At 60.8% G+C, this 13,885-nt stretch carries 12 protein-coding genes and 1 pseudogene; 5 read left to right on the plus strand and 8 right to left on the minus strand.

What is annotated here, in order from left to right; all coding sequences use genetic code 11:
* The first annotated feature begins 274 nt into the window (after window positions 1-274).
* The gene (locus V1290_RS01990) at window positions 275-751 is read left to right on the plus strand and encodes a hypothetical protein (protein WP_334362752.1); all 477 of its coding nucleotides are present in this window, start codon (window positions 275-277) and stop codon (window positions 749-751) included.
* 419 nt (window positions 752-1,170) lie between these two features.
* Here V1290_RS01990 and V1290_RS01995 read toward each other — a convergent pair whose 3' ends face one another.
* From V1290_RS01995 to glmU (V1290_RS02025), 7 genes and pseudogenes are all read right to left on the minus strand, one after another.
* Complete coding sequence (locus tag V1290_RS01995) at window positions 1,171-1,884, minus strand: hypothetical protein (RefSeq protein ID WP_334362753.1); 714 nt, start codon at window positions 1,882-1,884, stop codon at window positions 1,171-1,173.
* Window positions 1,885-2,193: 309 nt separating this feature from the next.
* Window positions 2,194-2,940 carry a hypothetical protein gene (locus V1290_RS02000; protein WP_334362754.1) on the minus strand — a complete coding sequence of 249 codons (747 nt, stop codon included), beginning with the start codon at window positions 2,938-2,940 and terminating at the stop codon, window positions 2,194-2,196.
* A gap of 503 nt (window positions 2,941-3,443) precedes the next feature.
* Complete coding sequence (locus tag V1290_RS02005; RefSeq protein ID WP_334362755.1) at window positions 3,444-3,671, minus strand: hypothetical protein; 228 nt, start codon at window positions 3,669-3,671, stop codon at window positions 3,444-3,446.
* Window positions 3,672-3,806: 135 nt separating this feature from the next.
* Window positions 3,807-3,986: pseudogene (gene glmU / locus V1290_RS02010) on the minus strand (bifunctional UDP-N-acetylglucosamine diphosphorylase/glucosamine-1-phosphate N-acetyltransferase GlmU); the annotation flags it as partial.
* A gap of 242 nt (window positions 3,987-4,228) precedes the next feature.
* Window positions 4,229-4,387, minus strand: coding sequence for a hypothetical protein (locus V1290_RS02015; RefSeq protein ID WP_334362756.1), 159 nt, complete (start codon window positions 4,385-4,387; stop codon window positions 4,229-4,231).
* Between the two features lie 216 nt (window positions 4,388-4,603).
* Complete coding sequence (locus V1290_RS02020) at window positions 4,604-4,738, minus strand: hypothetical protein (RefSeq protein ID WP_334362757.1); 135 nt, start codon at window positions 4,736-4,738, stop codon at window positions 4,604-4,606.
* 411 nt (window positions 4,739-5,149) lie between these two features.
* The gene (gene glmU / locus V1290_RS02025) at window positions 5,150-6,508 is read right to left on the minus strand and encodes a bifunctional UDP-N-acetylglucosamine diphosphorylase/glucosamine-1-phosphate N-acetyltransferase GlmU (RefSeq protein WP_334362758.1); all 1,359 of its coding nucleotides are present in this window, start codon (window positions 6,506-6,508) and stop codon (window positions 5,150-5,152) included.
* Between the two features lie 164 nt (window positions 6,509-6,672).
* Between glmU (V1290_RS02025) and V1290_RS02030 the strand changes: the two genes are divergently transcribed.
* Both V1290_RS02030 and V1290_RS02035 read left to right on the plus strand, forming a co-directional pair.
* A complete protein-coding gene (locus V1290_RS02030) occupies window positions 6,673-8,007 on the plus strand; it encodes a hypothetical protein (RefSeq protein ID WP_334362759.1) in 1,335 nt (444 codons plus the stop codon).
* Window positions 8,008-8,104: 97 nt separating this feature from the next.
* On the plus strand, window positions 8,105-8,485 hold the full coding sequence (locus V1290_RS02035) for a hypothetical protein (protein ID WP_028346004.1): 381 nt from the start codon (window positions 8,105-8,107) through the stop codon (window positions 8,483-8,485).
* On the opposite strand, the gene V1290_RS02040 is transcribed toward V1290_RS02035, so the two are convergent.
* Complete coding sequence (locus tag V1290_RS02040) at window positions 8,445-10,070, minus strand: glycoside hydrolase family 17 protein (protein WP_334362760.1); 1,626 nt, start codon at window positions 10,068-10,070, stop codon at window positions 8,445-8,447. The two genes, V1290_RS02035 and V1290_RS02040, sit on opposite strands and share 41 nt — an antisense overlap.
* A 249-nt stretch (window positions 10,071-10,319) precedes the next feature.
* Between V1290_RS02040 and V1290_RS02045 the strand changes: the two genes are divergently transcribed.
* Both V1290_RS02045 and V1290_RS02050 read left to right on the plus strand, forming a co-directional pair.
* Window positions 10,320-10,889, plus strand: a complete 570-nt coding sequence (locus tag V1290_RS02045; RefSeq protein WP_334362761.1) for a beta-1-3, beta-1-6-glucan biosynthesis protein — start codon at window positions 10,320-10,322, stop codon at window positions 10,887-10,889.
* Between the two features lie 215 nt (window positions 10,890-11,104).
* Window positions 11,105-13,783, plus strand: a complete 2,679-nt coding sequence (locus tag V1290_RS02050) for a glycosyltransferase (protein WP_334362762.1) — start codon at window positions 11,105-11,107, stop codon at window positions 13,781-13,783.
* Window positions 13,784-13,885 lie beyond the last annotated feature (102 nt).

Genomic DNA, 13,885 nt, shown 5'->3' on the forward strand with positions numbered 1-13,885 from the left:
GCGAATAGGACGGGGAACCACCCTGCGCCAGCGGCGTGGCCGCCCTGGCGCGCCCGTCGGGAATTACGGTGACAGTGCTGCACTGTCACCGTAATTGCACCGCAATTCCTACAGGCCTCGAATAACCTTCGATGCCCGTGATCCTATGCGGTTGAGGCGGTCGGGGGTGGTCGACCAGTGTTTACCGGAGGTTGAAAAAAATGTCGCCCCTCCTTCGAAAGAAGCATAACATTCGGAGCTGCTCTTTGTATCGCGCAAAGGGAGGATCAGTGAAATGTCAAAAGAGGAAACATTCTATCTCGAGGAATACAAGTCACTGAGGCAGGACATGATATCCAAACTCAAGGACCGGCTCGACTACAGTCGCTGGGGCGTCATCGGAATTGCCGCATTATACAGCTACTCCATTTCAAACCCTGGCTATCCGGTTCTTTTTTGGGTGCCTGTATTGTTCTCAATCTTGATGATCGCTCACTTGAACGAGGAACACAGGATGGTTCAAAAAATGAGCCAATATGTCGAGGAGCAAATCGAGCCTTGGATCGCCGGCGGAAAAGCTCCAGAGGGCTGGCAACAATTCCTCAAACGAGAAAAAACGCCACGATGGTGGTTATTATCGAAACGATTTCCATGGCATCTTTGGGACTGGTCGCCCGTGCCAATGTGGGTGGTATTGTTTTTTGGCACCTTTTTGGCTGCGATAGCCGTTACGAGGGGCCTAATTCCCTCCGTAAGTGTACCCAAGTGCTAACGCCTCATCTCGATTACAGCAAGTAGCCCGCATGAGCGCAGCGATAGCGGGATAACCCCGGATGTCGCTGCGCATCCGGGCTACGCTTGTTAAGCAAACAGGGGCCGTTAAAGCGGCCCCCTGTTTACGTTGAACAATCGTCAGGCGATGGAGCCTGCACGAGTCAACACGCATAAAACGTCAAGACGCATCGCAAGGCGATCTGTAGACGAACCGTCTGCAGCAGCGTCTTGGAATTCAGCCGCCCTTGGCTTTGCGGCCGCACGCGCTCGGCTTTACCGGCACGCTCTGTCCATACTTAATCCACCAAGCCGAATTACGGTGACAGTGCACTTAATCGCCGCTGGCGAAGTGCAATTGAGTGCACTGTCACCGTAATTCCCATCTTAACGAGCGGAGACGCCAAGCCCAGGGCAGCGCTATCTCGGCTGAGGGATAGCGTTCACCTGCTTCAGGAGGTCAGTGTATTGCTTTCGAGCGTCGTCCAGTTGCTTGGAGATTGCCTCATAATTTCTTCGCGCAATATCAAGATCTGTATTGGCGCTGCTTATCTTAGCTGCGGCTTCCGCCGGGATTTTATTCACCTCCTTCAAGAGATCTGAATACTCCTTGTTTGCATCGCCAACTTGCTTGGAAACTGCTTCGTAGCCTTTTTTCGCTGTTTCAAGATCAGCGATCGCGGCCCTCACCTTGTTTGTGGCTTCAACCAGATCACCACTCGATTTTTCAATCCGGTCCCTCGCGGCAATCGTTGAAGTCTGCAACTGCCGCACGTCGGTATGTACGCCGTCAACTGACGCGTTGACCTGATTCCTTACCGATTGAATCCCGGCGATGGCGGCGCCACCTGCGATTACGACCGCGGTCGTGACGATCGCCATGAGCTTCCCGCGAGCGTCTCTACTTATCCTTTCCTCAATGGCATCGAGCTTTTTGTCGATCAGCTCGCGTTGCTCTCTCTGGTACGTTGAGGCAGCAAGAAATAGATTCTCGATCTTTTCGCGCTGCTCCCTGTCAAATCTCTTCGAGTCCGCCAGTAACTCTTCGTAAGCGGCCTTGCCTTCGGTCTTGATTTTCTCGACTTCTCCCTGAGCCAGCAGGGCAAACTGCTTTCCGATATCCGCTGTTTCCATAGGTTCCCCCTAGGAGCAATCGGTGTAACAAATCTTTTGCAATAAAACGGGCCCGCGCACATTGGGCACCGGCCAATGTAATTGACTACTACCCTAGCGGGAACTGTCAATCAGTCAAGCCATAGGCTGTCATCAGCATCAGCTATCTTGTCCGATCTCGGCTAGCAAGTAGCCCGCATGAGCGCCGCGATATGCGGGGTAAACCAAAAACAACCCCGGATGTCGCTGCGCTCATCCAGGCTACGCTTGCTAAGTTTTGCTAAGGTCGCTCAGGAGTGCGAAGGTTCTGCCCTGTCCGCCGCTGAGAGATCAAGCTTCAGCAGACTTAGCCACGCGGATGACCTCCCCGAGCAGGACATCCAGATCGGCGGTGAAATCTACCTGCACGGCTGTAGGCACGTCCTCGCGCGGCCGGATCGGCGAGTGCAAGTGCATGTCCGCGATGTTGCGGAGCGATCCCTCTAACCGCTGCATGTTGCCCTTGAACGACTTGTTTGTCTTCGGCCCGCCATAGTTGCTCGCGACTTCCGCAAACGTGGCAAAGCCAAGGACCGGAGGGACGTGGTTCAGGATGGTGCGCAAAAGCATTGCCGTGGACATGTGGCATCGGTTCGCGGCGGCAATGTTGATTTCCCGGCAGAGTTCGACGAGCCGTGCAAAGTCCCATCTGCTCGCCCCAATGTTTTGAAGGGCAACGATCCGAGCATGATCAACGTAGGGCTTTGCGCCAGGCGATGACGGCAAAGGCTTCGTCCGTTTGCGCTGGATACCCCGAATGGCGGCGCGGACGATCTCAGAGGCCTCCTGGACAGAAGCATACGAAGGGCCACCAATAAAGCCGCCTGCGCCCGAGTTTACGGCATGGATGAGGTTCATCGAGTAATCGTTGGCGTGCCCCAACTCACCATCAATGATAGATTTCGCCTCAATGGCCAAAGCCTTGAACGTCGCGCAATGCTCTGTCGGCAAGATCAAGCCGGACATTCTGCCGCCATCCCTAAACAGGGGAAGCAAAGCGTCCATGCCATCAGCGATCGCAGTCAGATCTTCGATCATGAAGGCAGATTATCGTGCGTGTCGCGAGCAAGTCCAGTTGCAAACCGCAACAGGCTTCTGCGTGAGGGAACGGGGGGCAATTGAGCGATATCATGAGGGCGATCGAAGGCTGAGGCGCGATGAGACGCGTCACAGCACACTGTATTCCCCATAAATTATGCACCTGTATATAACCCCCTATACTCTTCTTTTCCTCGCGTGCGTATGTAAAGAAAGTCGCGTCTCACTGCGGCTCAGTCTCAATGAGGCCACCAAACAGGGGCCCCACGCATGATCGGTGCAATCATAAGGAAGCGATCGCGCACGTTTTGGTATGTGATTGTTGGAGCGATCGCCGGTGCGCTGGCCGGGCACGCTATCGGAGGAATCGGCGTGGCTATGCGTGGCGGCGCTTTTCGCGTTTACCCGGAGATTGTCTTAGCCATAGGTGGGGCAATCGTTGGCTACCGCGCGGGCAGAAAAACCGACCGGCAAACGAAGGAAGCCGCCCAACTGAGGCGGTATTACATTTCCACTTTGGTCAGATGACTAATGACGACTTCAACGCCACGCGCGAAGGCTGCGCACTCTTCCTGAGTTTTGAACGTTCCCTGATACTTTCCAAGCAGGATTATTGTCCGCCCGACGTTCTGATTCATAAGAAGCTGGCCAACCACGTTCCCATCTTGATCGTCGATTGACCTGCTTCCGCCATCACGCCGCAGGTCAACCTCGGGCAAAACAAAGCGCATCGCTCTTCCTCCAGTGGCCAATTGGGACACTAACAGAATTACGGTGCCATTGCATTCAATTGACGCTTGCGGGTCGGGCTCACCGGAAATGCGCTATAGGCGGTAGTCTCAAGAGTTAAATGTGCACCGTAGTTCGAGGTTGGAATTGGCGCCGACATAGGCGTCGCCAACATAGGAGAGATGATTGACCTTGACGCCGGCTTCCAGCGTCGCGGCTTTCGTCTCGACGAAGTTGCCGATCCTGACGCCCTCGCCGAGCGAGGTGCCGGCGCGCAACCGCGCATAGGGACCGATGGAGGCCTTCTTGCTTGCCGATCGAGGTTTGCACAGTGCCGTCTTAAAGAAACTGTCGCGCTCTGCCGGTACGCAAGGTACGCCCGCCCCGCAGAGGTGCGAGGGTTCGGTTCCAACGGGACGAAAGTGCGCGCCCGTACTCTTCCGGATAGACGGTCCCGAAATCCGCATCAAAATAGCCGCATTGCAGCGGCGCGGTATTAGTTCACCTAGTATTTGCGTAAAGCCCGGCAGTCCGAAATGGCTGCCGGGCTTTTGCGTGACTATCTGTCAGGCTTCTCCAGGGCCGCTTCCAATTCTGTGACGATGTCGTGCAGGAGCCCAATTGCAAGCGGGTCCGTGACTTCGCGCTCCATCACGCGGAAGCGCATCACCCGCTCTTGAAGTTCACGCTGTTCCCTGTCGTCGTCCATGTCGTCCATGACGCGCTCCGCACTGAAAGCATGACGCCGAACAAGACCGATGGTTGCAGGAACTTGAATAAATATTCATCAAGGTTAAGGCGTTGCCTTCGGCGTCAACCGAAGTGGCCTAGTCGTCTGTTCTGACGCGTTTTCTTCACGCGAACCGGGATCCACTTCGCTTGAAAACGCTCTTACAGGCGGTCGCAATTCAGCCGATGCCAGCCGGGTTGCAGGTCAAATACCGAACGAGTGCCTGATCTGCCTCAGCATCGATATGGCGGCATCGGTATACCGACCATGGGTGAGATAATGGTCTACCTGCGACGCACCAAGCAGCATCAAGGCTGCGATTGCAAAACCTTTGAACATAGTGGGCCTCTCCAAAGGAAAGAGACCGCCAACCGGGCTGGTCGAGTTAAAGCCTTTCGGAATTCGCTGTCGCCGATCGCGACCGATCCGCAATGGCGGAATGCTGGCACCAATTGGTAGCCAAATTGCTAAATCGTGCTGCGATGGCTATGGGTGTCTCCACAATTGACACTCCCCGTGTGGAGAGAGCCCCCACCCGGCGCTCCGCCATAGCCGAGGCTTTGCCTCGGCGTCTCAGAGGACGGCCACCGAAGGTGGCCTACGCCTCCCCCGCTAGCGGGAGAGGTGAAGCAAGTCCGCGGCCAAATCGATCTAACTGAGAGTCATCAAGCTATGGTCACGGCATTTTCGACCGGAAAGCGTATTGCCGATTGAGACAGTCTAAGCGGGAAAGCTTAACACGCGCTGCGCTTAACCCTCTTTCTTTGCCTTCGCCCGCAACTTCATCTCGCGGTAGCGCGCAGCACCACCCTCGCGGTTGCTCTGCGGGCTGCGCTCCACGGCCATCGCGTCGTCGGGAACGTCCTTGGTGATGACCGAGCCCGAGCCGATATAGGCGCCGTTGCCGATTTTCACCGGCGCCACCAGCGAGGAGTTGGTGCCGACGAACGCGCCCTCGCCGATCAGGGTCTTGTGCTTGAAGAAGCCGTCATAGTTGCAGGTGATGGTGCCGGCGCCGAGGTTGGAATTGGCGCCGACATGGGCGTCGCCGACATAGGAGAGGTGGTTGACCTTGACGCCGGCCTCCAGCGTCGCGGCCTTGGTCTCGACGAAGTTGCCGATTCGAACGCCGTCGCCGAGCGAAGTGCCCGGGCGCAAGCGCGCATAGGGACCGATGGAGGCGTGTCTGCCGATCGAGGCCTGCACGATGTGCGAGAACGAATGGATCACTGCGCCGTCGGCGATGGTGACGCCGGGGCCGATCACCACGAACGGCTCGATGGTGACGTCGCTGCCGAACTTGGTATCGGCGGCGAGATAAACCGTCTCCGGCGCGATCAGTGTCACGCCGGCATCGAGCGCCGCCTGGCGCAGCCGCGCCTGCAGCACCGCTTCGGCCTCCGCAAGCTGCGCCTTGTTGTTGATGCCGCGCACTTCGTCCTCGCTGGTTTCGATCACGACGGCCTCCAATCCCATTTCCCTGACGATGGCGACGGCATCGACCAGATAATACTCGCCCTTGCTGTTGGCGTTGCCGATCCGGTCGAGGATTTCCAGCGCGCGGCGGCCGTCGAACGCCATTACGCCGGCATTGCACAGCGTGACTTTACGCTCATCTGCAGTCGCGTCGGCGTGTTCGCGGATCGCCATCAGACGGTCGCCATCGAGCAGCAACCGGCCGTAACCGGTCGGATCGGCGGCGCGGAAACCAAGCACGGCCAGCGCCGCGCCCTGCGCCAGCGGCGCGCGCAGCCGGGCGAAGGTTTCGGGCGAAATCAGCGGCGTATCGCCGAACGCCACCAGCAGATCGTCGGCGCCGCGCGCGATCGCCTCGCGGGCGGCCAAGACGGCGTGCGCGGTGCCGAGGCGCTCGGCCTGAACGAAGGTCGCAGCATCCGAGCGGACGCGCCTGACCTCCTCAGTGACCGCCTTGTGGTCCGGCCCGATCACGACCGCGAGCGCAGCGCCCGCGCCGTGCGGGGCCGCATCCAGCACATGCGCCAGCAGCGACTGGCCGGCGACCTGGTGCAGCACCTTCGGCAGCGAAGATCGCATGCGTGTGCCCTCACCGGCCGCAAGCACGACTGTCAGGCTGGATCGAGCGATCATTCTGGTCCTCAGGCGAACAAGGTTGCGCGGTCCGTCTTTAATTGTTTTCCCCCGGAGATCAAACCGATTCGCCGCCCCGAAAACGTCCGGATTCAAGTGGGCGTCGCTTTTCCTGTTAATGTTTACCCTGTGATTCGGCGGGCCTCGAGGAGGGCCAGGGGCGCTTGGCCAAGAAAACAGACCATCTCGCAGACTTCGAGGCGGATGACAGCGGCGGCGTGCTGAGCAACCTGTTCGCCGACGAAGATGAACTCGACCGCCGCGCGCTGTGGCGGATCGGGTCCTGGGGTGTCGGCGCCACGGCTGCGGTGACTCTGGCCGTCATGGCCAACCAGTCATCCCTTGGCTTGAAGCGCGAACAGGTCGCCGCCGCAGATCACACCCGGCAGGCGCAGCAAATTCAGCTCGTAGCCAAGGAAACCCAGAAGGAAACCCAGATTGAGGCGCGGCGGCTCGCCGCCGCCATCGATACGCTGAACGGCGATCGCGACCGGCTGTATTCCCGTGTCACCAGCCTGGAACAGGGGCTCGAATCCGTCACCGGGGCTATCGCCCGCCAGGGTTCCGCGCAGGCTTCGCCGGTCGCAAATGTGGAACCGCAAGCTGCGCCGAAGCCGGCATCGCCAAGCGTCGCGCCGGTAGCGACCGCCCCGGCCGCAGCGGCGGTCGCAGACAAGGCCACCGCCGAGCCTGCCCCGGCGACGGTTTCGCACGCGGCAAAGGATGCGGCAAAGACCGACGCAGCCAAAACAGAGAGCGCCAAGCCGGAAATGGCCAAGCTGGAAACGGCAAAGGCTGAGATGGCAAAGGCTGAGATGACAAAAGCCGACGCCGTCACGCTGGAGCCTGCCAAGCCGGAGCCCGCGAAACCTTCGCCCGCCACGCCACTGATGGCCGCGCAGTCGATGATGGCTCCGCCCGACCCCGCCGCCGGCAAACTGATCGAGCTGGGCAAAGGGCCGAACCCGGTGATCGCAAGTCCGATCCCGGACGTCGTCGCGTCGGCGCCGACCGATGCGGAGGCGGATGACGCCACCGCGCCAAAAATATCCCTGCAGCGGACCGAGTTCGGGGTCGATCTCGGCAGCGCCAATTCGGTGAACGGCCTGCGCGCGTTGTGGCGCGGGCTGCTGAAATCCAGATCGAACGCGCCGCTGACGGCACTGCGCCCGATCATCGTCGTGAAGGAAGGCACCAACGGCCTCGGCATGCAGCTTCGCCTGGTCGCCGGTCCGCTGAACGACGCCGGCGCCGCCGCCAGGATCTGCGCCATTCTTGCCGAAAACAGCCGCCCCTGCGAGACCGCGATCTTCGATGGCCAGCGGCTGTCGTTGAACGATCCGCCGCCCAGTGCCGCCAAGCCTGCCCCGCGCCGGCGCGGCATCGCCAAGCAGCCGGCGGCGACCGTCGTTGAGGAGGTGGCGAAGAAGCCGGAGCCGCCGCCGGAGCCAACGCAGACGACATTTTCGTCCATCTTCGGCAAAAAAAATTCACAATAAGCTTTTGGCTACAGAGCGTTATGACGAAATTCTGACGTGCATTTTCGCTAACCTGCGAACGCTTGTCCCGGCCGCCAATCCCGACCATATTGCGCCGATGAAAAAATCCCCGTTCCGGCTCACGCCCTATCAAGTCCAATTCCTGCTGGTGGTCGGCTTCGTCACCGTCGGCTACGCGCTCTATCTGCGCTACCTCACGGTCGAGTTCTCGACGGTCGCGCTGGCCTGCGACGCCGGCCTGCAAACCATGCAGTGCAAGTCGCGGACGCTCGCCACCTACCTGTTCAAGAATTCGGTATTCGGCATCACCGCGCTGATCATTGCGACGCTTCACGTCATGCGGCCGTCGATCGTGCTGCTGACCGGCGGCCTGATCGCGGCGGGATTCGGGATCGTGCTCTACAATATCGCGCTGTCGGGAATTGCGATCGGCCTGCTCATTTTGGGATTTGCACGGCCCGCGCCCGCCACAGCGTGAGCGCCAGCAGCAAATAGATCGCGCAGGTCCACATCGCCTGCCAGTTCTGATTGCCCTCGTTGAAGCCGGTGAAGAGCGCGGCCGCGACCAGCAAGCCGGCAAAGGCGGATTCGGCAATGGGGCGAACGCCGTCTTTCGGCCGGTTCAGCAGCATCAGCGCCGCGAACGGCACCACCGCCATGGTCAGCGACGCGAACGGAAAATCGCGGTAGCGCGGATCGAACGTAAAGCCGAGCGCGGTTTGCGCCGCAATCAGCGTGGTGACGACAAGCGCAAGCCCCAGCAACGCCGATAGCACCGACTTGGTCCGGCCCTCGCGCGGCCCGAGCAATTCGAGGAAGGTCGGCAGCGACCGCCCCGACATCGCGGCGTTCGCACACAGCATCGGCGCGGCAATGGCGGCTGCCAGCAGCGCGCCCCATTGCAGCCAGCCGCCTGCCCCGTAGCTCTCGTAAAACATCTTGTCCGCGGCGACGCCGAGCAGCATGCCGGCGGTCGTCGCCGACGTCCCGACTGCGACCCACGAAGCCAGCCCGGGCTTCCACGGCCGCCGCCGCAGCGTCAACCAGCCCGCCAGGAAGACGAAAGCGGTGAGCGCCATCCCGCCTCCCATCTGCAGTTTCCAGAACGGATAATTGCTGATCGGCTCTCCAGGCGGATATTTCACCGCCCGCTGCGCGTCATTGATCATGCCCCAATAGCCGCCGACGGTGCCTTCGAGCTGACGCTTCCACGGCTGGTCGTAGGCCTCGATCAGATTGACCCGAAATTTTTCGCGCTTGGCGAGATCGAGGATTTCCGACACCACGCGCGCCTGGTTGGTGCGTGACGGCAGCGCGCCTTCGCGCATCCGCCCCGCGCTCGGCCAGCCGGTTTCCCCGATCAGGATTTCCTTGGCTGGAAATGCCACCGCCATCCGCTTGCGAATATCGTCGACATGGCCGGCGGCGTGTTTTGCACGCACCGGCATGTCTTCCCAGTACGGCAGGATGTGGATCGTGACGAAGTCGACCGCGTCGTAGATTTCGCGGTTGCGCAGCCAGAACTCCCAGACGTCGGCATAGGTGACGGGCACGGTGACCCGCGACTTGACCGAGCGGATGTGGGCGGCGAGATCCGACGTCGTCATCTCGCCGCGCAGCAGCACCTCGTTGCCGACCACCAGCGCCGTAATGACGTCCGGATGTTCCTTGGTCAGTTCGATCGCAACCGAAATCTGGGCAAGATTCTTGATTCGATTGCTCGAGAGCCAGATCCCCTGGATCACCTTCAGCCCGACCTTGGCGGCCAGCGCCGGAACCTGGTCGAGCCCATTCTCGATCGAATAGGTCCGCACGCAGTCGGTAATCTTGGCGAGCTGCGCCAGGTCCTGCGCGATCTGTTCAGGAGGGATCTGCGTGGTCGGGATCAGGGGTGTCTGCGCGCCGCGGAACGGCGCGTAGGAGACGCATTGCAGCTTGGCCGTGGGATCGATCGGCGCGCGCACAAGCGTAATCGGCGTGGCGAGCCACCACCAAAGAGCCGCGATCATAGCGAGCGATGAAAGGAGAAGCGCCAGCGGCGTACGAAGAGAAATCGGTTCCATCCTCCGGGCGGGGACCGTCGATTACCCGTTCATCGGCGTTCTGCCAAGATGCACGATCGCCCTATTCTGCCTCGTCCCTGCGGCAGTTTTACCAGCGCCTATGATAAAGTTGTGACTTTGCTGGACAAAATCTGAAATACCCGTCATGTGAATCGCCGGATGTTTCCGCCGCATTGGGGACCTATTTGGGCGGCAACAAGCCAGAACACCACACCAGCCGCTCGCGGCAGGAAATTGATCGGGGAATGTATGCGTCGACGGGTGCTTGATCCAAGAGTTGCGGTTTTGAGGCGCTTTGCCGCTGCCGGCCTGGCCCTCCTGATCGGATCGGGCGGGGCGTTTGCCCAGAGCGGCAGCCCAACCCCGCAGGATCAAGGCAAGGCGCCGGCCAGTGCCGCCGACGCCAGCAAGGACAACCAGCGCAAGACCGACGAATTCGTCGAGGCAGCCCAGGCGATCAACGGCCCGGCCGGGAATCCCGAATGCGTCTGGCTCGGCCGCCGGGTGGTTCGCCTGATGTGGCGAGACGATCTGGATACCGCGTTCCGGCATCTCGATCTCTATGACCGGTTCGGCTGCCCCGGCGGGCATGTCCAGGCCACCTTCCGCTGCCTGACCCGCTTTGGCGGACAGATCGATCCCAAGGTGGCGGAGACGCTCGACAGTCGCATCCACGTCTGCTGGATCAATCCGGGCGCCCAGCCGCAGGCTGCCGCAGCAGCCAACCCGGCGCCTGCGACCGCCGGCAATGCGACGCCTGCGCCGGCCGCTTCGCCCTCGCCGGCCCCCAGCGCCGCGCCTAGCCCGCAGGCGAAATAGACGTCCGGCATTCAGGATACGTTCAGCGGAACGATCCTATTTATCCGGCGTTTGGATTCGTCACGCCCTTAAGGCGCCGTCCTTAAAAAAGTCATGGCGTCATACCAGTTGTGAAAACGCAGGGCAGGACTATCCTTATGATGCCGCCGTGTCGGTCGAACCTAGGGGACAGGTTCGCTTCCCATAAATTGCAGCCCCGTATGGTTTAGCCCCCGATGCGCGCCATCGTTGCCGTTCTGCTGTTTGTAACCGCAGCTCACGCCGGGCTGTGGGGCCTATTCCAGGAAAAGCAGGCGGCGCCCGATTTCAGGGGCATTCTGCCGAGCGTCTCCTATGCGCCGTTCGAGGGTTCGGCGCATCCCGACGTCGACAATATTCCGCAGATCGAAAAGATCCGCGCCGACCTGAAGAAGCTCTCGACGATCACGCGCGCGATTCGTCTCTACTCCTCGACCGGTGGCGTCGAACTGGTGCCGCCGATTGCTGCCGAATTCGGCCTGAAGGTCACCGTCGGCGCCTGGATCGACAAGAATTCCGATCGCAACAAGCGCGAGATCGAGGCGGCGATCAACCTCGCCAAGCGCAACAGCAACGTCAACGGAATCGTCGTCGGCAACGAAACGATTTTCCGCGGCGAGCAGAAGATCAACGACTTGGTCGACCTGATCAAGCAGGTCAAGAAATCCGTCAACGTTCCCGTGACGACCGGTGAGATCTGGAACATCTGGCGCGACAATCCGGAACTGGCGTCCTCTGTCGATTTCATCGCCGCGCACGTGCTGCCCTATTGGGAGAACTTCACCGACAAGCAAGCCGTCGATCAGGCGGTGGCCATGTTCCAGCTCTTGCGCGATCAGTTTCCCGGCAAACGGATCGTGATTGCCGAGTTCGGCTGGCCGAGCGCCGGATACAATTTGAGGAACGCCGAGCCCGGCCCGTTCGAACAGGCCTCGGTGCTGCGTAATTTCGTCACCCGCGCGGAAGCGATCGGCATCGACTACAACATCGTCGAGGCGATCGATCAGCCCTGGAAATTCTTCGAAGGCGGCGTCGGCCCCTATTGGGGCATCCTCGATGCCAATCGCGAACCGAAATTCGCGTGGACCGGTCCGATCGTGAACGAGAACTATTGGAAGCTCGCCGCGATCGCGCTGCTGATGGGCATCCTGATGTCGCTGCCGATCCTGCGGCTCGAGCAGCCGACAATCATGCAGGCGCTGCTGCTTTCAGCGGCAGCGAACGGCGTCGGCGCCTGGGTTTCCACCGTGTTCGCCTACTGGGCCGGGCATTATTTCGTGTTCGGCTCGGCCTTTGCGCTGACGCTTGGCCTGATCCTGCTGGTTCCGCTGATCCTGATCGCGATGGCGCGCATCGACGAAATCGCGGCGATTGCCTTCGGCCGCGGGCCGCGCCGGCTGATTACCAAGAGCGCGCCGCTAGCGCCCGCCACCATCGGCGAGAACGTCGCCTTCCCGAAGGTTTCGATTCACATCCCCGCTTACTACGAGCCGGTCGAGATGCTGAAGCAGACGCTGGATGCGGTGTCGCGGCTCGACTATCCGAATTTCGAATGCGTCTGCATCATCAACAACACGCCCGACCCGGAATTCTGGCGGCCGATCCAGGATCACTGCCGTGCGCTCGGCGAACGCTTCAAGTTCATCAATGCCGAGAAGGTGCAGGGCTTCAAGGCCGGCGCGCTTCGCATCGCCATGGAGCGCACCGCGGCGGATGCCGAGATCATCGGCATCATCGACGCCGACTATGTCGTGCATCCGGACTGGCTGAAGGATCTCGTGCCGGTGTTCGCCGACGCGCGCGTCGGCCTGGTGCAGGCGCCGCAGGAGCACCGCGACGGCGACCGCTCGCTGATGCACTACATCATGAACGGCGAATATGCCGGGTTCTTCGACATCGGCATGGTCCAGCGCAACGAGTTCAACTCGATCATCGTGCACGGCACGATGTGCCTGATCCGGCGCTCCGCGATGGATATGGCCGGCGGCTGGTCCAGCGACACCATCTGCGAGGACACCGACCTCGGCCTGACCATCCAGCAGCAGGGTTGGCTGACGCACTACACCAATGTCCGCTATGGCGAGGGCCTCCTGCCCGACACCTATGAGGCGTTCAAGAAGCAGCGTCACCGCTGGGCCTATGGCGGCTTCCAGATCGTCAAGAAGCACTGGCGGCGCTTCCTACCCGGCGCCAGCCGGCTGACGCCGGACCAGCGCCGCGAATTTTCGCTGGGCTGGCTGAACTGGCTCGGCGCCGAAAGCTTGGGCGTCGTCGTGGCGATCCTCAACCTGATCTGGGTGCCGATCGTGGCGTTTGCCGACATCGCCATTCCCGACAAGATCCTGACGCTGCCGATCATCGCCTCCTTCGCAGTCTCGCTGATCCATTTCGTCGCGCTCTACCGCTTGCGGGTGAAGATCAAGGCCGGCCAGATGCTGGGCGCCATGATAGCGGCGATGAGCGTACAGTGGACGGTGTCGCGCGCGGTGGCCCAGGGCCTGATCACCGAGCACCTCGCCTTTGCCCGCACCTCCAAGGGCGGTCTGTCGCGGATGTCGATCGAATTCCAGGCGTTCTGGGAGGCCGTGATCGGCGTGCTGCTGCTGATCGGCGCCGCCGTTCTGGTCGTCACCAACGGCTACAAGGAAGTGCGCGAGATCTATATCTTCGCGGGCGTGCTGGTGCTGCAAAGCCTGCCGTTCCTCGCGGCGGTCGCGATCGCGCTTTTGGAAAACTCCCGTATCAATTCCTTCGCTTTCTGGCGTAACAGCGCGGTGCGGACGGCGGAACTGATCGGGCTGCGCCCGGTCACCCTGCCGACGGTCAACACCCAGTCCCAGCCGGTCGCCTCCGAGATTCGCCGCGAGGTCAACTAACCGCCGTGGATTGATTGCCGCCGGGTGGTTGAAGAAGCCGAACTAACCTTTAGCTACCTAAAGAGAATTGGGATCAAGCAGACCACGAATTTGCCGTGCTTG

It is taken from the genome of Bradyrhizobium sp. AZCC 1578 (assembly GCF_036924675.1).
GTDB lineage: Bacteria > Pseudomonadota > Alphaproteobacteria > Rhizobiales > Xanthobacteraceae > Bradyrhizobium.

What these genes read in the sequence shown, in the direction of transcription:
- V1290_RS01990 (WP_334362752.1), top strand. Translation starts at nt 275, where the DNA reads ATGTCAAAAGAGGAAACATTCTATCTCGAGGAATACAAGTCACTGAGG.
- V1290_RS01995 (WP_334362753.1), bottom strand. Translation starts at nt 1,884, where the DNA reads ATGGAAACAGCGGATATCGGAAAGCAGTTTGCCCTGCTGGCTCAGGGA.
- V1290_RS02000 (WP_334362754.1), bottom strand. Translation starts at nt 2,940, where the DNA reads ATGATCGAAGATCTGACTGCGATCGCTGATGGCATGGACGCTTTGCTT.
- V1290_RS02005 (WP_334362755.1), bottom strand. Translation starts at nt 3,671, where the DNA reads ATGCGCTTTGTTTTGCCCGAGGTTGACCTGCGGCGTGATGGCGGAAGC.
- V1290_RS02015 (WP_334362756.1), bottom strand. Translation starts at nt 4,387, where the DNA reads ATGGACGACATGGACGACGACAGGGAACAGCGTGAACTTCAAGAGCGG.
- V1290_RS02020 (WP_334362757.1), bottom strand. Translation starts at nt 4,738, where the DNA reads ATGTTCAAAGGTTTTGCAATCGCAGCCTTGATGCTGCTTGGTGCGTCG.
- glmU (WP_334362758.1), bottom strand. Translation starts at nt 6,508, where the DNA reads ATGATCGCTCGATCCAGCCTGACAGTCGTGCTTGCGGCCGGTGAGGGC.
- V1290_RS02035 (WP_028346004.1), top strand. Translation starts at nt 8,105, where the DNA reads ATGAAAAAATCCCCGTTCCGGCTCACGCCCTATCAAGTCCAATTCCTG.
- V1290_RS02040 (WP_334362760.1), bottom strand. Translation starts at nt 10,070, where the DNA reads ATGGAACCGATTTCTCTTCGTACGCCGCTGGCGCTTCTCCTTTCATCG.
- V1290_RS02045 (WP_334362761.1), top strand. Translation starts at nt 10,320, where the DNA reads ATGCGTCGACGGGTGCTTGATCCAAGAGTTGCGGTTTTGAGGCGCTTT.
- V1290_RS02050 (WP_334362762.1), top strand. Translation starts at nt 11,105, where the DNA reads ATGCGCGCCATCGTTGCCGTTCTGCTGTTTGTAACCGCAGCTCACGCC.